This window comes from Halomonas shengliensis (genome assembly GCF_900104135.1).
GTDB lineage: Bacteria > Pseudomonadota > Gammaproteobacteria > Pseudomonadales > Halomonadaceae > Halomonas > Halomonas shengliensis.
Map to the genome: position 1 here is coordinate 93,450 of NZ_FNIV01000002.1, position 17,432 is coordinate 110,881.

Annotated in this window: 19 protein-coding genes; 13 read left to right on the forward strand and 6 right to left on the reverse strand. The window is 69.1% G+C overall.

The genetic code is table 11. The annotated features are described in order from the left end of the window. Positions 1 to 3: 3 nt before the first annotated feature. From BLP95_RS03040 to tatC, 11 genes are all read left to right on the forward strand, one after another. A complete protein-coding gene (locus BLP95_RS03040) occupies positions 4 to 762 on the forward strand; it encodes an SPOR domain-containing protein (protein WP_089676972.1) in 759 nt (252 codons plus the stop codon). A 223-nt stretch (positions 763 to 985) separates the two neighbouring features. Continuing rightward, positions 986 to 1,519, forward strand: coding sequence for an ATP-dependent protease subunit HslV (gene hslV / locus BLP95_RS03045; RefSeq protein ID WP_023004847.1), 534 nt, complete (start codon positions 986 to 988; stop codon positions 1,517 to 1,519). Positions 1,520 to 1,529: 10 nt separating this feature from the next. Further along, positions 1,530 to 2,852 carry an ATP-dependent protease ATPase subunit HslU gene (gene hslU / locus BLP95_RS03050; protein WP_089676973.1) on the forward strand — a complete coding sequence of 441 codons (1,323 nt, stop codon included), beginning with the start codon at positions 1,530 to 1,532 and terminating at the stop codon, positions 2,850 to 2,852. A gap of 182 nt (positions 2,853 to 3,034) precedes the next feature. Next, positions 3,035 to 3,418 (forward strand): gamma-butyrobetaine hydroxylase family protein, encoded by a 384-nt coding sequence (locus BLP95_RS03055; RefSeq protein ID WP_089676974.1) that lies wholly within the window; start codon positions 3,035 to 3,037, stop codon positions 3,416 to 3,418. Between the two features lie 95 nt (positions 3,419 to 3,513). Then, the gene (ubiE, locus tag BLP95_RS03060; RefSeq protein WP_089676975.1) at positions 3,514 to 4,281 is read left to right on the forward strand and encodes a bifunctional demethylmenaquinone methyltransferase/2-methoxy-6-polyprenyl-1,4-benzoquinol methylase UbiE; all 768 of its coding nucleotides are present in this window, start codon (positions 3,514 to 3,516) and stop codon (positions 4,279 to 4,281) included. A 7-nt stretch (positions 4,282 to 4,288) separates the two neighbouring features. After that, complete coding sequence (locus tag BLP95_RS03065; protein ID WP_089676976.1) at positions 4,289 to 4,927, forward strand: ubiquinone biosynthesis accessory factor UbiJ; 639 nt, start codon at positions 4,289 to 4,291, stop codon at positions 4,925 to 4,927. Continuing rightward, the gene (gene ubiB, locus BLP95_RS03070) at positions 4,927 to 6,549 is read left to right on the forward strand and encodes a ubiquinone biosynthesis regulatory protein kinase UbiB (protein WP_089677320.1); all 1,623 of its coding nucleotides are present in this window, start codon (positions 4,927 to 4,929) and stop codon (positions 6,547 to 6,549) included. Before BLP95_RS03065 ends, ubiB begins: the two co-directional genes overlap by 1 nt. A 29-nt stretch (positions 6,550 to 6,578) precedes the next feature. Next, entirely contained in the window at positions 6,579 to 6,914 is a 336-nt protein-coding gene (locus BLP95_RS03075; RefSeq protein WP_089676977.1) for a phosphoribosyl-ATP diphosphatase, read from the forward strand. A 50-nt stretch (positions 6,915 to 6,964) separates the two neighbouring features. Next, positions 6,965 to 7,237, forward strand: a complete 273-nt coding sequence (gene tatA, locus BLP95_RS03080) for a Sec-independent protein translocase subunit TatA (protein ID WP_089676978.1) — start codon at positions 6,965 to 6,967, stop codon at positions 7,235 to 7,237. Between the two features lie 6 nt (positions 7,238 to 7,243). Beyond that, positions 7,244 to 7,669, forward strand: coding sequence for a Sec-independent protein translocase protein TatB (gene tatB, locus BLP95_RS03085; protein WP_089676979.1), 426 nt, complete (start codon positions 7,244 to 7,246; stop codon positions 7,667 to 7,669). Continuing rightward, positions 7,666 to 8,436, forward strand: a complete 771-nt coding sequence (tatC, locus tag BLP95_RS03090; protein WP_089676980.1) for a twin-arginine translocase subunit TatC — start codon at positions 7,666 to 7,668, stop codon at positions 8,434 to 8,436. The genes tatB and tatC overlap by 4 nt, the downstream gene beginning before the upstream one ends. Positions 8,437 to 8,530: 94 nt before the next feature. Here the strand turns inward: tatC and elbB are convergent, their stop codons facing one another. Then, entirely contained in the window at positions 8,531 to 9,193 is a 663-nt protein-coding gene (elbB, locus tag BLP95_RS03095) for an isoprenoid biosynthesis glyoxalase ElbB (protein WP_089676981.1), read from the reverse strand. A 207-nt stretch (positions 9,194 to 9,400) separates the two neighbouring features. Between elbB and hemB the strand changes: the two genes are divergently transcribed. Together hemB and ppk1 are read left to right on the forward strand one after the other, a co-directional pair. Next, positions 9,401 to 10,408 carry a porphobilinogen synthase gene (gene hemB, locus BLP95_RS03100; protein WP_089676982.1) on the forward strand — a complete coding sequence of 336 codons (1,008 nt, stop codon included), beginning with the start codon at positions 9,401 to 9,403 and terminating at the stop codon, positions 10,406 to 10,408. A 43-nt stretch (positions 10,409 to 10,451) separates the two neighbouring features. Continuing rightward, positions 10,452 to 12,662 (forward strand): polyphosphate kinase 1, encoded by a 2,211-nt coding sequence (gene ppk1 / locus BLP95_RS03105; RefSeq protein WP_089676983.1) that lies wholly within the window; start codon positions 10,452 to 10,454, stop codon positions 12,660 to 12,662. A gap of 174 nt (positions 12,663 to 12,836) precedes the next feature. Here ppk1 and BLP95_RS03110 read toward each other — a convergent pair whose 3' ends face one another. The 5 genes from BLP95_RS03110 to BLP95_RS17160 form a co-directional block, all read right to left on the reverse strand. Beyond that, positions 12,837 to 14,951, reverse strand: a complete 2,115-nt coding sequence (locus tag BLP95_RS03110) for a PhoX family protein (protein ID WP_089676984.1) — start codon at positions 14,949 to 14,951, stop codon at positions 12,837 to 12,839. A 114-nt stretch (positions 14,952 to 15,065) separates the two neighbouring features. Further along, a complete protein-coding gene (locus BLP95_RS03115) occupies positions 15,066 to 15,578 on the reverse strand; it encodes a DUF3087 family protein (RefSeq protein WP_089677321.1) in 513 nt (170 codons plus the stop codon). Positions 15,579 to 15,691: 113 nt separating this feature from the next. After that, entirely contained in the window at positions 15,692 to 16,765 is a 1,074-nt protein-coding gene (locus BLP95_RS03120) for a 3-deoxy-7-phosphoheptulonate synthase (protein ID WP_089676985.1), read from the reverse strand. Positions 16,766 to 17,074: 309 nt separating this feature from the next. Next, a complete protein-coding gene (locus tag BLP95_RS17155; protein ID WP_281187367.1) occupies positions 17,075 to 17,203 on the reverse strand; it encodes a hypothetical protein in 129 nt (42 codons plus the stop codon). 62 nt (positions 17,204 to 17,265) lie between these two features. Next, positions 17,266 to 17,394, reverse strand: coding sequence for a hypothetical protein (locus tag BLP95_RS17160; protein ID WP_023004631.1), 129 nt, complete (start codon positions 17,392 to 17,394; stop codon positions 17,266 to 17,268). Between the last annotated feature and the right edge of the window lie 38 nt (positions 17,395 to 17,432).

The following is a 17,432-nucleotide window of genomic DNA, read 5'->3' on the forward strand; positions in this document are numbered from 1 at the left end:
GCCATGGCCACCCGCAAGCCACCCGCCAAGAAGCGCGGCGCCACCAGCAGCCGCCGCCAACCCACCAGCAGGACGCGACGCGAGTGGCGCCTGCCCGGCTGGCTATGGGGGCTGACCGGCCTGGTGGCGGGCTTCCTGCTCTCCCAGCACCAGCATGGCGTAGCCCCCTGGCAGGACGAGGACTCGCCGCTGGCCCGGGTGCTGCCGCGCAGCGCGCCGCCGCCCGGCGAGCCCGCACCAGCGGCCGAGCCCGAGCCGCCGGCGATGCCGACCTTCGAGTTCTACACCCTGCTGCCGGAGTCCGAGGTGATCGCCCCGGGCGGCGAGATGCCGGCCTCCACCGCCACCCCGCCGCCGCCGGAGGCGCCGGAGGCCGAGGGGTCGACTAGCGAGCGCGCCCCCGATGCGGACCCCATCGCCCAGGTGATCGCCGCCAACTTATCCAAAGACCGTCAGGCCAACGACCGCCAGGCCCAGGCCGAGGCGGCCGACACCCGGGCCACCCCGGCCACCACCGCCTCGGGCCAGCGCTTCATGCTCCAGGCCGCCTCCTTCCGCGAGCCCGGAGATGCCCAGCAGCTGCGCAGCCGCCTGCGCGACTTCGGCCTGCTGGCCCAGGTCAGCGAGGTCAAGGCGAGCGGCAACCAGACCTGGCACCGGGTGCAGGTGGGCCCCTACGAGGACCGCCGCGAGCTCTCCCGGGCCCGCGACCTGATGGTCACCCAGGGCATCGAGCCGCTGCTGATCCAGCTCAACGACTGACCTCCTGCACGCCTGGGCAACCTCGGTCGGCTCTGCTCGATAGCGAAAGGCGCCGGGTAAGCCTGAGCCATGCCGCCCCTTGCGATGGGTCTCCCGCGCGCGGCGCTTGAATTCTCGGCCGCGCGCCCGCACCTACTCCCGTCAGACCGCTTCGTCACGGCGCCCGTCAGGGCGCCGAAAGTCATCGGGAGCCGATCACCCGCTCCCCCAAGGAGTCCCCTCCATGACCACGATCGTATCCGTTCGCCGCGGTGACCAGGTGGCGCTGGCCGGTGACGGCCAGGTATCGCTGGGCAACACCGTGATGAAGGGCAACGCCAGCAAGGTCCGCCGCCTCTACCGCGGCGAGGTGCTGGCGGGCTTCGCCGGCGGCACCGCCGACGCCTTCACCCTCTTCGAGCGCTTCGAGGCGCAGCTGGAGAAGTACCAGGGCAACCTGGTCAAGGCCGCCGTGGAGCTGGCCAAGGAGTGGCGCACCGACCGCGCCCTGCGCCGCCTCGAGGCGCTGCTTGCCGTGGCCAACAAGGACGCCTCGCTGATCATCACCGGCAACGGCGACGTGCTGGAGCCCGAGGGCGGCATCATCGCCATCGGTTCCGGCGGCAACTATGCCCTGGCCGCGGCCCGCGCCCTGCTGGGGAACACCGACCTCTCGGCGAAGGAGATCACCGAGAAGTCGCTGGCGATCGCCGGCGATATCTGCGTGTTCACCAACCACAACGTCACCCTCGAGGAGCTGCCTGCCAAGGCAGGCTAAGGCCGATACCATGACCCAGATGACCCCCCGCGAGATCGTCCACGCCCTGGACCAGTACATCATCGGCCAGCAGGACGCCAAGCGCGCCGTGGCCATCGCCCTGCGCAACCGCTGGCGTCGCATGCAGCTCGACGGCGACCTGCGCCAGGAGGTGACGCCCAAGAACATCCTGATGATCGGCCCCACCGGGGTGGGCAAGACCGAGATCGCCCGCCGCCTGGCCAAGCTGGCCCGCGCGCCCTTCATCAAGGTGGAGGCCACCAAGTTCACCGAGGTAGGCTACGTGGGCCGCGACGTGGAGTCGATCGTGCGCGACCTCACCGAGGCCGCCATCAAGCTGGTGCGCGAGCAGGCCAAGGAGGAGGTGCGCCACCGCGCCGAGGACGCCGCCGAGGACCGCATCCTCGACGCCCTGCTGCCGCCGCCCCGTGGCCAGGAGGACCAGCCCCGCCAGGAGAGCGGCACCCGCCAAGCCTTCCGCAAGAAGCTGCGCGAGGGCGACCTGGACGACAAGGAGATCGACATCGAGGTCTCCCAGCAGGGCCCCAACCTCGACATCATGACCCCGCCGGGCATGGAGGAGATGACCAGCCAGCTGCAGAGCCTCTTCTCCGGCATGGGCAAGCAGAAGACCGAGACCCGCCGGGTGGCGGTGAAGGACGCCTTCGCCCTGCTGCGTGACGAGGAGGCCGCCAAGCTGGTCAACGAGGAGGAGATCAAGGCCCGTGCCATCGAGTCGGTGGAGCAGAACGGCATCGTCTTCCTCGACGAGATCGACAAGGTGGCCAAGGGCAGCGGCCAGTCGAGTGGCGGCGAGGTCTCCCGCGAGGGGGTGCAGCGCGACCTGCTGCCGCTGATCGAGGGCTCCAGCGTCTCCACCAAGCACGGCATGGTGAAGACCGACCACATCCTGTTCATCGCCTCCGGCGCCTTCCACCTCTCGCGTCCCTCGGATCTGATCCCCGAGCTGCAGGGCCGCCTGCCGATCCGCGTCGAGCTCAACGCCCTGACCCCCGAGGACTTCAAGCGCATCCTCACCGAGCCCTCCGCGGCGCTGACCAAGCAGTACCAGGCGCTGCTGGCCACCGAGGGGCTCGACGTCACCTTCAGCGACGACGGCATCGAGCGCATCGCCGAGATCGCCTGGAAGGTCAACGAGGGCACCGAGAACATCGGCGCGCGCCGCCTGCACACCGTGATGGAGCGCCTGCTGGAGGAGGCCTCGTTCCGCGGCAGCGACATCGGCAGCCCGCTGGTGATCGACGCCGCCTATGTCGACTCCCAGCTCGGCGAGCTGGCGATGGACGAGGACCTGTCGCGGTATATCCTGTAAACCCAGCCGTAAGCTTTAAGCGATAAGCTGTAAGCAACCCCTCGGTGGCGCAGTCCCGATAGCATCACGATCACGGAACTGCGCCCCAAGGAGGCGTTGCGAGCAGGAACTGGCCGCAGGCCACTTACGGCTTAAGGCTTGCAGCTTAAAGCTCCGGGCGAAGCCCGGTACCGAAGGTGCTTATGACAGCCCCAATCCCCACCAATGTCCACTACCACCAGCAGGCCCGCGAGCTCGAGCTGACCTACCCGGGCGACGAGCGCCATCGGCTGCCTTGCGAGTACCTGCGGGTGTTCTCGCCCTCCGCCGAGGTGCGCGGCCACGGCAAGGGCCAGGAGACCCTGCAGGTCGGCAAGAAGTTCGTCGGCCTCAAGGACATCACCCCCACCGGGCGCTATGCGCTCAAGCTGCACTTCGACGACGGCCACGACAGCGGCCTCTACAGCTGGGACTACCTGTGGTGGCTGATCCAGCATCGCGAGGCCAACTGGGCGGAGTACCTCGAGCGCCTGGAGGCGGCCGGCGCCAGCCGCGAACCGCTGGGCATCCAGATCCGGCAGCTCTAACCCGCGTCAAGACAAGCGATGCCGCCCGAGGCTACAATGGCGCCCATTCGAGGCAGCGACCTCTTCCCATTGCAGCGATTCGGGAGCCCCATCGCATGAGCGCCAACCCCAGCTCCAGGGACCAGCAGACCACCGACTTCGGCTACCAGGAGGTGCCCCTCGAGGAGAAGGCCTCCCGGGTCGCCGATGTCTTCCACTCCGTGGCGGCCCGCTACGACGTCATGAACGACCTGATGTCGTTCGGCATCCACCGCCTCTGGAAGCGCCTCACCATCGAGCGTGCCGGCGTCCGCCCCGGCCACAGCGTGCTCGACATCGCCGGCGGCACCGGCGACCTGACGCTGAAGTTCTCGCGGCTGGTGGGGCCTCGTGGGCGGGTGGTGCTAGCCGACATCAACGAATCGATGCTGCGGGTCGGGCGCGACAAGCTGCTCAACCACGGCGTCGGCGCCAACGTCGAGTACGTCCAGGCCAATGCCGAGTGCCTGCCCTTCCCCGACAACACCTTCGACTGCATCACCATCGCCTTCGGCCTGCGCAACGTCACCGACAAGGACGCCGCCCTGCGCTCCATGGCCCGGGTGCTCAAGCCCGGCGGCCGCCTGCTGGTGCTGGAGTTCTCCAAGCCCGACAACCCCCTGCTCACCCGGGCCTACGACGAGTACTCCTTCCGCCTGCTGCCGCGCATCGGCCAGGTGGTGGCCAGCGACGCCGACAGCTACCGCTACCTCGCCGAGTCGATCCGCATGCATCCGGACCAGGAGACCCTCAAGGGGATGATGGAGGCGGCCGGCCTGGAGCGGGTCGAGTACACCAACATGACCGGGGGCATCGTCGCCCTGCACCGCGGCATCAAGCTCTGAGGTGGGCATGGCGTTGACCCCGACCCTGCTGCTCGCCGCCGCCGAGCGGACCCTCAACGGCCTGCTCGCCCGTGACCCGGCGGCGCCCGGTCGCCTGGCGCGCCTCGCCGGCCAGCGGCTGCTGGTACGCCTGGAGAATCCTGCGCTGGCCCTGGCGCTGCACTTCCATCCCGAGGGACTCGACCTGCTGCGCCCCGATGACGCCGACGAGGCGGACTTCGACGCCGTGCTGGAGCTCGACGCCGAGACCCTCGGCGCGCTGCTCGGCGGCGCCGACATGGAGCGCCTGATGTTCCAGGGCAGGCTCGCGGTGCGCGGCCGCATCCCGCTGCTGGAGGCGACCCGTGACCTGCTCCTCGACCTCGACCTGGACTGGGAGGGCGAGCTGGCGCGCTGGCTCGGCGACCTGCCCGCCCACAGCCTGGCCGAGGGGCTGCGTCGCCTGGGCCGCTTCGGCCTGCGCACCCGCGAGGAGTTCTGCGCCGACCTTTCCGAATACCTGGTCGAGGAGGCCCGCCTGCTGCCCGGCCGTCCCCAGGTCGAGGTGCTGCGCGACCACCTCACCGAGCTCGAGGTCACCGCCGATCGCCTCGAGGCGCGCCTCGCCCGCCTGCACCGGCGCCTCGCCGGCGGGGCTGCGCCATGATGCTGCTGCGGCTGCTGCGCATCCTGTGGGTGATCACGCGCTACCGCCTGGACACCCTGATCCCCGTCGAACGGCTGCCCTGGGTGCTGCGCACCCTGCTCAGGCTCTCGCCGCTGCGTCTGGTGCCCATTGGCGAGCGCAGCCGGGGCGAGCGCCTGCGCCTGGCGCTGGAGTCGCTGGGACCGATCTTCGTCAAGTTCGGCCAGGTGCTCTCCACCCGGCGCGACCTGCTGCCGGAGGACATCGCCGACGAGCTCAAGCGCCTCCAGGACCAGGTACCCCCCTTCCCCGGCCACGAGGCCCGCGCGGTGGTCGAAGCGGAGCTGGGCCTGGCGGTAACCGAGGCCTTCGCCCGCTTTGACCCCGAGCCGCTGGCCTCGGCCTCCATCGCCCAGGTGCACGGCGCCCGGCTGCACGGCGGCGAGGAGGTGGTGGTCAAGATCATCCGCCCCGGGATCGAGCGGGTCATGCGCCAGGACATGGCGCTGCTCTACCGCTTCGCGCGGCTGCTGGCGCTGGTCCCCGAGGCGCGCCGCCTGCGCCCGGTCGAGGTGGTGCGCGACTACGAGGTGACCCTCTTCGACGAGCTCGACCTGCACAAGGAGGCGGCCAACACCTCCCAGCTCAAGCGCAACTTCAAGGACTCCGCCCACCTCTACGTGCCGGGTATCCACTGGGAGCTGACCCGCCAGCGGGTGATGGTCCAGGAGCGCATCTACGGCATCCCGGTGGCCGACGTCGCCGCCCTACGCGCCCAGGGCACCGACCTCAGGAAGCTCGCCGAGCGCGGGGTGGAGATCTTCTTCACCCAGGTGTTCCGCGACAACTTCTTCCACGCCGACATGCACCCGGGCAACATCTTCGTCTCACGCCGGCACCCCCACGACCCGCAGTACATCGGCATCGACTGCGGCATCGTCGGCAGCCTGACCCGCGAGGACCAGGACTACCTGGCCCGCAACCTGCTGGCCTTCTTCCACCAGGACTACTACGAGGTGGCGGCGCTGCACATCGAGTCCGGCTGGGTCGGCGAGAATACCCGGGCCAACGAGTTCGCCGCGGCGATCCGCACCGTGTGCGAGCCGATCCTGGAGAAGCCGCTCAAGGACATCTCATTCGGCCAGGTGCTGCTGGGGCTGTTCCAGACCGCGCGGCGCTTCGACATGGAGGTGCAGCCCCAGCTGGTGCTGCTGCAGAAGACCCTGCTCAACATCGAGGGCCTGGGGCGCCAGCTCTATCCGGAGCTCGACCTGTGGCAGACCGCCAAGCCCTACCTGGAGCGCTGGATGGAGGAGCGCGCCGGGGTCAAGGGCCTGTGGGCCTCGCTCAAGCGCCAGGCCCCGGAGCTCAGCCATCGGCTGCCCGAGCTGCCCACCCTGGCCCACCAGGTACTGCTCCAGGCGGAACTCGAGAAGCGCCAGCGTCGCCGCCAGGGCGAGGCGCTCGGCGGCATCCGCCGCCAGCTGGAGCACCAGGGTCGGCGCGGCCGACGGCTGCGCCTGGGGCTCTTGCTGCTGGCCCTGGCGCTGGCCTGGCAGCCGCTGGCCGAGTGGGCCGGCGGCCAGCCCTGGCCGGCGCTGGCCGCCGCCGCCCTGGGCCTCGCGCTGCTGGCCTGGCACTGATTCTTTCGCGTTTCACGGAGACGTCACCGATGAGCGATATCCTCGAACGGCTGCAGGTTGTCCTGGATCGGCGTCGCGACGCCGACCCTGACGACTCCTACGTGGCCTCCTTGCATCACAAGGGCCTGAACAAGATACTCGAGAAGGTCGGCGAGGAGGCCACCGAGGCCCTGCTCGCGGCGAAGGACGCCGAGCACGGCGGCGAGGCCGAGCGCCAAGCGTTGATCGCCGAAACGGCCGACCTGTGGTTTCATAGCCTGGTGATGCTGTCGCATCTCGGGCTCGACCAGCAGGCGGTGCTCGACGAGCTGGCGCGGCGCTTCGGTATCTCGGGCCACGACGAGAAGGCCGCCCGGCCGCAATAGACCCATTCGGCTCCCGGACAGCCCGGGACCACGTTTCAGAGGAAGCGCACATGTTAGGTGGTATCAGTATCTGGCAGCTGCTGATCGTTCTCGGCATCATCATCCTGATCTTCGGGACCAAGAAGCTGCGCAACGTCGGCACCGACCTCGGCGGCGCCGTGAAGGGCTTCAAGAAGGCGATGAACGAGGACGAGAAGGGCGAGAAGTCCGACGAGGAGGGCGAGGCCCAGCCCCAGGCCCGCGTCGACCACAAGGAAGAGTCGACCAACACCTACGACGTCCAGGCCGAGCGCAAGCCCGAGGAACAGGAAGAGCGCAAGTAAGCCGCCATGTTTGACATCGGCTTTCTCGAACTCCTGCTGCTGGGCGTGGTGGGGCTGCTGGTGCTGGGTCCCGAGCGGCTGCCCAAGGCGGCGCGCACCCTGGGCTTGTGGATCGGCAAGATCAAGCGGACCGTCTCCGGCATGCAGCGCGAGATCAGCGCCCAGCTGGAGGCGGAAGAGCTGCGCCAGAAGCTCGACGAGCAGCAGAAGAAGCTGGACGACAGCGTCAACCAGGTGAAGCGTGGCGTGGAAGGCATCGCCGAGCCCGAGCGCCCCGCCAGGGGCGAGGCGGGCAGCGGCGAGACGCCGGCCCGCGCCACCCCGGAGCAGCGCCTGGATGATGCCTTGGCACGCGCCCGCGAGGGCGCCGACACCGCACCCGACGCCTCGCCCGAGCCCTCCTCCGCCGACAAGGACGCCCCCGAACGATGAGCAACCCCGGCGACTCCCCGGAACAGCACCAGGCGCCGCTGATCGAACACCTGATCGAGCTGCGCTCGCGCCTGCTGCGCGCGGTGGTGGCGGTGCTGGTGATCTTCCTCGGCCTCTACGCCTTCGCCAACGACATCTACCTGTTCGTGGCCCAGCCGCTGATGGCGCTGCTGCCGGAAGGCTCCCAGATGATCGCCACCGAGGTGGCCTCGCCCTTCCTGGCGCCCTTCAAGCTGACCCTGGTCACGGCGGTGTTCATCGCCGTGCCCTATGTGCTGCACCAGGCCTGGGCCTTCGTGGCCCCGGGCCTCTACGACAACGAGAAGGCGCTGGCGCTGCCGATCCTGGCCTCCAGCGTGCTGCTGTTCTATGGCGGCGCGGCCTTCGCCTACTACGCGGTCTTCCCGCTGCTGTTCGAGTTCTTCACCCAGACCGGGCCGGAGAACGTGACGGTGATGACCGACATCAACGCCTACCTCAACTTCGTGCTGAAGCTGTTCTTCGCCTTCGGCGTGGCCTTCGAGATCCCCATCGCCACCTTCCTGCTGATCGCCTCCGGCGCCACCACGGTGGAGAGCCTGTCGAAGAAGCGTCCCTACATCATCCTGGGCTGCTTCGTGGTGGGCATGCTGCTGACGCCCCCGGACGTGATCTCCCAGAGCCTGCTGGCGATTCCCATGTACCTGCTCTACGAGATCGGCCTGCTGTTCGGGCGTCTCGCCCGGCGCAAGAAGCAGCAGCGCGAGGCGGAGGAAGAGGACGCCTAAGCGGCAAGCAAGCGTTCCTGGTCCTCACCAACAGTGAACCCCGCAAGCGAGAGCCTGCGGGGTTCCTTGCTGCTGGGCGCTGGTCGCTTGTGGCTTAGAGATCCATCAGCTCGTCGAGGCGATCGACCAGCTTGAAGATGCCGGTGGCGGCCTCGCTGATGCGGGTGGCCAGCATGTAGGCGGGGGTGGTCACCACGCGATGCTCGAAGTCGACCACGATGTCCTCGACCCCGCAGCTGCGGTGCAGCCCGCCCATGGCGCTGATGGCGCCGGAGACGCCCGGGTCGTGGCCGATGGTCACGGCGATGCCGTTGCCCAGCAGCCGCGGCACCATCACCGGGCTGATGCACATCAGGCCGATCGGCTTGCGCGCCTCATGGAAGTCTTCGAGGACCTCTTTGAGCTCGTCGAGCACCTGCATCTCGGCGCCCGCCTCGGCGAAGGTGGAGAGGTTCTTGGCCGCCCCGAAGCCACCGGGCAGCACCACCGCATCGAACTCGTCCGCGGCCAGCTCGTCGAGGGGCAGGATCTCGCCCCGTGCCAGGCGCGCCGACTCGGTCAGCACGTTGCGCGTCTCGCCCTCGACCACCTCGCCACGGCGATGGTCGACCACGTGGTGCTGGGCGATGTCCGGCGCGAAGCAGCGGTAGCCGATGCCCAGCTGGTCGAGCCGCAGCAGGGTCAGGGTGGTCTCGTAGATCTCGGAACCGTCCTGGACGCCACAGCCCGAGAGGATGACCGCCACCTGTTTGCTCATGCCTATCTCCTTGCAGGGTTCGCCTGCCCGCGGCAGGACCGAAAAGAAAGCCTCACTCTAGAGCGATCCCCCCGGTGCGACAAGGCGAGACTTTCGGCGCATCGGCGCACTGATATACTCGAGGCCAGACGACACACTCGCTGTCACACTTCTGTCACACCGCGCCGCCAGACTGATATCGGCGGCGCCAGAGCCGGAGAGACGACCTTGAGCTTCACCACCCCACGCCAGTTCCCCGCCACCCGCATGCGGCGCATGCGCCGCGACGCCTTCTCGCGCCGGCTGATGCAGGAAAACGTGCTGACCCCGGCCGACCTGATCTGGCCGGTCTTCGTCCAAGAGGGCGAAGGCCAGCGCGAGGCGGTGCCCTCCATGCCGGGGGTCGAGCGCCTGTCGCTGGACCTGCTGATCGAGGAGGCCCGCGAGGCGGTGGCGCTGGGTATCCCCGCCATCGCGCTGTTCCCGGTGGTCGACGCCTCGCTTAAGAGCGAGCTGGCCGAGGAGGCGTACAGCGCCGGCGGCCTGGTGCAGCGAAGCGTGCGCGCCCTCAAGGAGGCCCTCCCCGAGCTCGGCATCATCACCGACGTGGCGCTGGACCCCTACACCAGCCATGGCCAGGACGGGATCATCGACGACCAGGGCTATGTGCTCAACGACCGCACCGTGGAGACGCTGCTCAAGCAGGCCCTCTCCCACGCCGAGGCCGGCGCCGACGTGGTCGCCCCCTCGGACATGATGGATGGCCGCATCGGCGAGATCCGCCGGGTGCTGGAGCAGGAGCAGCTGGTCAACACCCGCATCATGGCCTACAGCGCCAAGTACGCCTCGCGCTACTACGGCCCCTTCCGCGATGCGGTGGGCTCCGCCACCAACCTGGGCAAGGCGGACAAGCGCACCTACCAGATGGACCCGGCCAACGGCGACGAGGCGCTGCACGAGGTGGCAGTGGACCTGGCCGAGGGCGCGGACATGGTGATGATCAAGCCCGGCATGCCCTACCTGGACGTGGTGCGCCGGGTGAAGGACGAGCTCAAGGCGCCCACCTACGCCTACCAGGTGAGCGGCGAGTACGCCATGCACATGGCCGCCTTCGAGGCCGGCTGGCTGGACGCCGACGAGGTGATCCTGGAGTCGCTGCTGTGCTTCAAGCGTGCCGGTGCCGACGGTGTGCTGACCTATTTCGCCAAGCGAGCGGCCCGCCTGCTCGCCCAGTGATGGAAGGGACTGCGCGCCCTTCCCTGCCACGAGAGAGTTGCCCATGGAAGATCGCAGTCCCACCTCATCGCCCGCCACTCCGTTGGCCCTGGCCGCCCCCGGCGACGACGCCGGAAGCGACGTGCCGAGCCCGCGCCTCAACCAGACACGGGCCGGCATCAAGCCCAAGGCACCACCGGCGAGCGACGCCGACCTGAGCGACCCCACGCTCTATTTCAACCGCGAGCTCTCCCACCTGCAGTTCAACATCCGGGTGCTGGAACAGGCGCTGGACGAGGCGCATCCCCTGCTCAACCGGCTGATGTTCCTGTTGATCTTCTCGTCGAACATGGACGAGTTCTTCGAGATCCGCGTCGCCGGCCTAAAGCACCAGCTGGCGCTGGGCGACATCAGTTCCGGGGCCGACGGGCGCACCCCGCGGGCGGTGCTCGCCGAGATCTCGCGCATCGCCCACGAGCAGATCGAGCGCCAGTACCGCATCCTCAACGCGTCGCTGCTGCCCGCGCTGGAGGAGAAGGGGTTGCGCTTCCGTCGCCGCCGCGACTGGACCAAGGCCCAGCGCGAGTGGGTGCGCGACTACTTCGAGAACGAGATCATGCCGGTGATCAGCCCCATCGGCCTCGACCCCTCCCACCCCTTCCCGCGGCTGGTCAACAAGAGCCTCAACTTCATCGTCCAGCTCGAGGGCAAGGACGCCTTCGGGCGAGAGGGGGGGCTCGCCATCCTGCCGGCCCCGCGCTCGCTGCCCCGGGTGATCAGCCTGCCCGAGGCGCTGTGCGAGCAGGGCTTCAAGGAGGCGGTGTTCCTCTCCTCGATGATCCACGCCCACGCCGAGGAGCTGTTCCCGGGCATGACGGTGCGTGGCTGCTACCAGTTCCGGCTGACGCGCAACGCCGACATGACGGTGGACCCCGAGGAGGTCTCCGACCTCGCCTCGGCGCTGCGCGGCGAGCTGCTGGCACGCCGCTACGGCAGCGGCGTACGCCTGGAGGTGGTGGACACCTGCCCCGACGAACTGGCCGGCTTCCTGCTTCGCCAGTTCGAGCTGGAGGAGGAGGACCTCTACCGGGTCAACGGGCCGGTCAACCTGACCCGCATGATGTCGATGATCGGCGAGGTGGAGCGACCGGAACTCTTCTACCGGCCCTTCACCCCGGGGCTGCCCAAGAACCTGCGCAAGGAGGGCAGCCTGTTCGACACCATCACCGCCGGCGACGTGCTGCTGCACCATCCCTTCCACGCCTTCTCACCGGTCGAGGACCTGCTCTCCGAAGCCGCCCGCGATCCCGGGGTGCTGGCCATCAAGCAGACCCTGTATCGCACCGGTGCCGACTCGCCCATCGTCAACTCGCTGGTGGAGGCGGCCCGGGGCGGCAAGGAGGTGACGGTGGTGATCGAGCTGCGCGCGCGCTTCGACGAGGCCGACAACCTGGCGCTCGCCTCGCGGCTGCAGGAGGCCGGCGCCATCGTCATCTATGGGGTGATGGCCTACAAGACCCACGCCAAGATGATGCATATCGTGCGCCGCGAGAAGGAGGGGCTGCGCTACTACGTGCACCTGGGCACCGGCAACTACCACTCCAAGACCGCGCGGCTCTACACCGACTACAGCCTGCTGACCGCCAACCCGACCCTGTGCGAGGACGTGCACCAAGTGTTCCAGCAGCTCTCCGGCATGGGTCGCGCACGCCGCATCGAGACGCTGCTCCACGCCCCCTTCACCCTGCACGAGCGGATGGTGGAGATGATCGAGCGCGAGGCGGCCGAGGCACGCAAGGGCAAGCGTGCCCACCTGATCATCAAGTGCAACTCGCTGACCGAACCCAGGCTGATCCAGGCGCTCTACCGCGCCTCCCAGGCCGGGGTAGAGTGCGACCTGATCATCCGCGGCCAGTGCTGCCTGCGCCCCGGCGTTCCCGGCGTCTCGGAGAACATCCGAGTGCGCTCCATCGTCGGGCGCTTCCTGGAGCACACCCGGGTCTTCTACTTCCATAACGGCGGCAAGCCGGAGGTGTGGGCGTCCAGCGCCGACTTCATGACCCGCAACATGTTCCATCGGGTGGAGACCTGCTTCCCCCTGCTGGACAAGAAGCTGGCCGCCCGGGTGCGCAAGGACCTGGAGACCTACCTGGTGGACAACTGCCAGAGCTGGCTGCTGCAGCCCGATGGCAGCTACGTCAAGCAGCACCCCGGCGAGGCCGCCCCGATCAGCGCCCAGGAGACCCTGCTCTACGCCTACGCCGCCAAGGCCTGACCGAGCGCCGGGCATAGCTCGGCGCCAGGAGCTGGCTGGAAGCCAACATGATGTGGCACCTCCATAGACAACACACCCCGCAACCACGGTGGCGGGGTGTGTTGTCTTGCAGCTTCCAGGCGCGAAGCGCCACTCTTCCAGCGCCCGGATGGCGTCCGGGCGCTAGAAGCCGGGTCAGACGGCGATCGGGCCACCATCCTGCTTCTGGATCACCACGGTAGAGGCCCGCGGGCGCACCTTGCCCTGGGTGGCCGTGGTGGCATCCTCGGCGGCCGGCCAGTTGCCCGGGTGCTGGATGTTGATGAACAGCGCGGTCTTGTCGGGGGTGGCGAAGATCCCGGTGACCTCACAGCCGCTGGGCCCCACCGCGAAGCGCTTGAGGTGCTGCTGGGTCTCGGGCGTGACCACCCCGCCCTCCAGGGCGGCCGGCACCACCGCCAGCAGCTGGTCATTGGTATGCTCGGCGACGCCTTCGTAGCCGTTGTCGGTCTGGATCCACAGGATACCCTGGCCATCGCCGCGATCGTCGTACCAGAGACCATCGGGGCTGGCGAACTGGTTCGCCTCGGTCAGGCCCGAGCGGTTGTCGGCATCCGCGGCGGCGGCGCCGAAGACGAACACCTCCCAGGCGAAGCGAGCACCATCATCGACTTCCCGCCAGCGAAGGATATGCCCGGCGCCGTTGTCGGGGCGCGGGTTGGCCTCGTTGACCGGGGCGGTGGCGAAGCCCACGCCGGGCTCGTCGATGGCGCCTCCCCCGTTGGTAAAGGTCGCCTCGCTGCCCGCCGCGGTGCGCTTGCTGTTGTTGGTGAGGGTGATGTAGACCTCGCCTGAGGCAGGATCGACGCTGGCCCACTCGGGACGATCCATGGGGGTCGCGCCCATCAGGTCGGCGGCATCGCAGGTATGGATGATGATGCCAGCCTGGTCGTCGGCGGCCAGCCCCAGGGCCTCGTGAAGCGGGCGACCATCACGGCTCTTCGCCAGCGGCGTCAGCGGCAGCCACTCGCCGCTTCCGTCGGCATCGAAGCGGGCAGCATAGAGGGTTCCCTCGTCCAGGTACTTGGCGCCGATCGCCAGGCGGTCATAGGCCGCACCGGGGCGGTTGGCATCGGCCGGGTCCCAGCCGGCGGCGGAGACGAACTTGTAGATGTACTCGTTGCGGGCATCGTGACCGGAGTAGAAGACCACCGGCTTGCCCGGCTCGAGCTTGCCGAGCCAGCACCCCTCGTGGCGGAAGCGCCCCAGGGCGGTGCGCTTCACGGCACGGCGGCTGCCGTCGTAGGGGTCGATCTCCACCTGATAGCCGTAGGTGCGCGCCTCGTTGCGATAATCCTCGCGGGCATCGGCGCCGCGCGGGGTGATATCGAAGCGAGCGAACTCGTCGTTCGCCTCGCTGGGATCCCCCGCCGAGGTCTCCCAGCCGTAGCGGCCGCGCTGGGTGGGAATCCCGATGCGGGCGTCGTCGGCGAAACGCTCGCCGGTGTTGACGAAGATGTTGGGCCAGTTCTCCTCGCAGGCCAGGTAGGTGCCCCAGGGGGTGAAGCCGTTGCCGCAGTTGTTGTTGGTGCCGCGGGTGAGGCGCCCCTCCGGCGAGAACTTGGTCCTGACGTAGGCGCTGCCGGCGACCGGACCGGCCAGCTCCATCTCCGTGGCGCTGGTAAAGCGGCGGTTGTAGGGGGAGCCCGGCACATGGGACCAGCGACCGTCGCCTTCCTTCACCACCTCCACCAGGGTCACGCCATGGGCGTTGATCTCGGTACGCGACTCCTCGGCGGGGCGCGCGCCCTCCTCGGCATTGGTGGGGCCGCCCTGGGGCGCCCACAGCGCCTGCTGGTCGATGTACTCGTTGTTGAGCGCCAGCACGAAACGGCGCGAGGCGCTCGCCTCATCCAGCGGGAAACCGTGCATGCCGTCATGGTGCATGCCCACGCTCTGCGCCTGACGCTCGGCGGTCATGGCGAGGTCGTCGCGCCACGCCGACGCCTTCTCCGAGAGCGGCGTGCCCCAGGGCACCAGCACCTGGGCGGTGTAGCCCGGCGGCACCACCACGGCGTCGCTGCGCGAGCCGGCGATCGACTCGAAGGCCAGACCCAGCGGCGTCTTCTCATGGCTGGTGCTCGAGGCTAGCGCCTGGGCGGCACCGCCGAAGCCCAGCATCGAGGCGGCGGCCAGCCCAAGGCCACCGCGCATCACGCTGCGCCGGGAGACATGGCGCTCGAGAACGGAGGCGAAGGGCTCGTTGGTGCCGGGGTTGAGGTCGCGATGATCCTCGATTTCCTTGCTCATGGGGGACTCCTCGTCGGATGGAAGGAGGCATGGGGACGCCTCCAGGACGAGGTCAGGCTAGGTGAGCAAGGTGACAGACCGATGAAGCGACAGGCAGACGCTCGGCTGGAGGGCCTATCCCCTGCGGAAGGCGGCCAGGTCGTGGGGATCGAAGCCCTCGACGCGCTCGGCCAGGCCCTGCTCGCGGCGTGCCATCCGCACCACCTCGCGCTCGGCGAGCAGCTCGGCGTCGTCGTCCAGGGTGCGGCCGTTGAGCTCGGCGAGCTGGGCCATGCCCTGGTGATAGAAGGCGAGCAGGTCCAGGGCGGTGCCGTTGCCCTCCGCCATGCCGCGACGCAGCGCCGGCAGGTAGCCGCTGACCCGGGAGAGGTGGTGCTTGAGCTGCCAGGCATAGCGCACCTCGTCCATCCAGGGGCGCTCGCGCAGCACCGCGAACACCAGGCTGGTGGCCACCAGCCCCAGCACCACGCCCAGCACGTTGAGCCAGAAGCCGCCGTCGAAGGCGGCCTGCAGCAGCTGCACGAAGACCAGCCCGAAGACGATCAACTGACCGGCCATGGCCAGGCTGATGAGGCGCCCCTTGCGGCGGTAGGTCTCGGGGTCTTGCTCCTCGAACTGGAAGGGCATGTTGGGCTCCTGGGGTGGCGAATCGACGATCGAGGCCATTATCCCGGGATCCTTCACCACGGTACAGCAGACGCTATCACCGAAATCGCTCCGGCTAACCCGAGCTATAGGTCTTAGCGCAGCCGCTCGGCGGCGGTGAGCAGCAGGTGCTCCGTGGTCTCCCAGCCGATGCAGGCGTCGGTGACCGAGACCCCGTGGCGCAGGCGACCGGGAGCGAGCGGCTGCTTGCCCTCGTGGAGGTGGCTCTCCAGCATCAGTCCGGCGATCGCCGTCTCGCCGGCCTCACGCTGGGCCAGCACGTCGAGCAGCACCTCGCTCTGGCGGCGGTGGTCCTTGCGGGCATTGGCGTGGCTGCAGTCGACCATCAGCCGCGGCGAGAGGCCCGCCTCCTCCAGGGCGCGGCGCGCCGCCTGGACGTGGTGGGCCTGGTAGTTGGGCTCGCCGTGGCCGCCGCGCAGCACCAGCTGGGTATGGGGGTTGCCCGCGGTATCGCGGATCGCCGGGCGCCCACCGGGGTCCATGGCGAAGTGGCTGTGGGGGTGGGCGGCAGCGCGCATGGCGTCCAGGGCCACGCCGGTGTCGCCGCCGGTGGCGTTCTTGAAGCCCACCGCCGCCGAGAGGCCGCTGGCCAGCTCGCGGTGCAGCTGGGACTCGGTGGTGCGCGCCCCGATGGCGACCCAGGAGAGCAGGTCCTCCAGATAGGGGGCGAGCATCGGCTGCAGCAGCTCGGTGGCGACCGGCAGCCCCAGTGCGGCCACGTCGCGCATCAGCCGCCGCGAGACCTCGAGGCCACGGGCCATGTCACCCGTGCCGTCGAGGTCGGGGTCGTAGGCGAGCCCCTTCCAGCCCACGGTGGTGCGCGGCTTCTCCACGTAGACCCGCATCACCGGCAGCAGGCGGTCGGAGAGGCGCGGCGCCAGCTCGGCGAGGCGCCGGGCATACGCCAGCGCCGCCTCGGGGTCGTGGATGGAGCAGGGGCCCACCACCACCAGCAGGCGGTCGTCGCGGCCGGCGAGGATGTCATGCACGGCGCGGCGCTGGGCCTCGACCCGGCGGGCCAGGGCCGGGGAGAGGGGCAGGCTGCGTTGCAGCTCTCCCGAAGTGGGCAGCGGGCGCATCGGTGTAGCGTCTGGGGTGACGGTGGGGGTGGCGTCGTTCAGGGTGGCGGCGGCGAGGGTCGCGTTCATGGGGCTCAGCTCCGGTCAGCGGTCATACATCGTGTGGATCGGGTGCCACCGAGTACGCTACGGCCGGATGTGGCGGAGGGAGCCGACCGCAGCTCGCTAAATCGCCAGGCGCCGTAATAGCCGGGAAAACCACGGGTCTGGCGGATGGCGATGGTAGCGGTCATGGTCTCTCTCCTGAATGTCATCTGATGGTTCACGCTCTCGTATCACGCCGCCCGAAACGCAGAACCCCCGGGCGGGGCTGCCGTCCGGGGGTTCTGTCGGAGGCGGCCCTGGCGGGTGTGCCTCCGGCGATGTCGCGTATTGCGCTCAGGACATGGCCGCCGGCACACCGGTCATAAAATAGCCATACCAGAAACCGCCCACGGCCACGCACGACGACTCCCCACGGCCGCAGGCGGCGTGGTGAGGAAGGTGCTGAGTGATGGGTGCGGTCATGGGGTTCTCCTGAGCTGTCGCTTCATCCTGCCGCATCGCGGCATGGCTGACAAGGGCGCCGTTCAGCCGGCGAACAGCTGATACCAGCCGATGGTGGCCGGCAGGCAGCTCATGGCCACCAGCACGATCAGGCCCATGATGATGGAGAGCAGGCCGCTGCTGTCGCGGAAGTTCTCGTCGTGTCCCGCCATGTGTCACTCCTCCGATTGCGTCAGGGTTGGGGTTCAGG

What these genes read in the sequence shown, in the direction of transcription:
- BLP95_RS17160 (WP_023004631.1), bottom strand. Translation starts at nt 17,394, where the DNA reads ATGGCGGGACACGACGAGAACTTCCGCGACAGCAGCGGCCTGCTCTCC.
- hslU (WP_089676973.1), top strand. Translation starts at nt 1,530, where the DNA reads ATGACCCAGATGACCCCCCGCGAGATCGTCCACGCCCTGGACCAGTAC.
- ubiE (WP_089676975.1), top strand. Translation starts at nt 3,514, where the DNA reads ATGAGCGCCAACCCCAGCTCCAGGGACCAGCAGACCACCGACTTCGGC.
- BLP95_RS03120 (WP_089676985.1), bottom strand. Translation starts at nt 16,765, where the DNA reads ATGAACGCGACCCTCGCCGCCGCCACCCTGAACGACGCCACCCCCACC.
- ppk1 (WP_089676983.1), top strand. Translation starts at nt 10,452, where the DNA reads ATGGAAGATCGCAGTCCCACCTCATCGCCCGCCACTCCGTTGGCCCTG.
- BLP95_RS03040 (WP_089676972.1), top strand. Translation starts at nt 4, where the DNA reads ATGGCCACCCGCAAGCCACCCGCCAAGAAGCGCGGCGCCACCAGCAGC.
- tatA (WP_089676978.1), top strand. Translation starts at nt 6,965, where the DNA reads ATGTTAGGTGGTATCAGTATCTGGCAGCTGCTGATCGTTCTCGGCATC.
- tatB (WP_089676979.1), top strand. Translation starts at nt 7,244, where the DNA reads ATGTTTGACATCGGCTTTCTCGAACTCCTGCTGCTGGGCGTGGTGGGG.
- BLP95_RS03065 (WP_089676976.1), top strand. Translation starts at nt 4,289, where the DNA reads ATGGCGTTGACCCCGACCCTGCTGCTCGCCGCCGCCGAGCGGACCCTC.
- ubiB (WP_089677320.1), top strand. Translation starts at nt 4,927, where the DNA reads ATGCTGCTGCGGCTGCTGCGCATCCTGTGGGTGATCACGCGCTACCGC.
- BLP95_RS03075 (WP_089676977.1), top strand. Translation starts at nt 6,579, where the DNA reads ATGAGCGATATCCTCGAACGGCTGCAGGTTGTCCTGGATCGGCGTCGC.
- tatC (WP_089676980.1), top strand. Translation starts at nt 7,666, where the DNA reads ATGAGCAACCCCGGCGACTCCCCGGAACAGCACCAGGCGCCGCTGATC.
- BLP95_RS03055 (WP_089676974.1), top strand. Translation starts at nt 3,035, where the DNA reads ATGACAGCCCCAATCCCCACCAATGTCCACTACCACCAGCAGGCCCGC.
- elbB (WP_089676981.1), bottom strand. Translation starts at nt 9,193, where the DNA reads ATGAGCAAACAGGTGGCGGTCATCCTCTCGGGCTGTGGCGTCCAGGAC.
- BLP95_RS03115 (WP_089677321.1), bottom strand. Translation starts at nt 15,578, where the DNA reads ATGCCCTTCCAGTTCGAGGAGCAAGACCCCGAGACCTACCGCCGCAAG.
- BLP95_RS17155 (WP_281187367.1), bottom strand. Translation starts at nt 17,203, where the DNA reads ATGACCGCACCCATCACTCAGCACCTTCCTCACCACGCCGCCTGCGGC.
- hslV (WP_023004847.1), top strand. Translation starts at nt 986, where the DNA reads ATGACCACGATCGTATCCGTTCGCCGCGGTGACCAGGTGGCGCTGGCC.
- BLP95_RS03110 (WP_089676984.1), bottom strand. Translation starts at nt 14,951, where the DNA reads ATGAGCAAGGAAATCGAGGATCATCGCGACCTCAACCCCGGCACCAAC.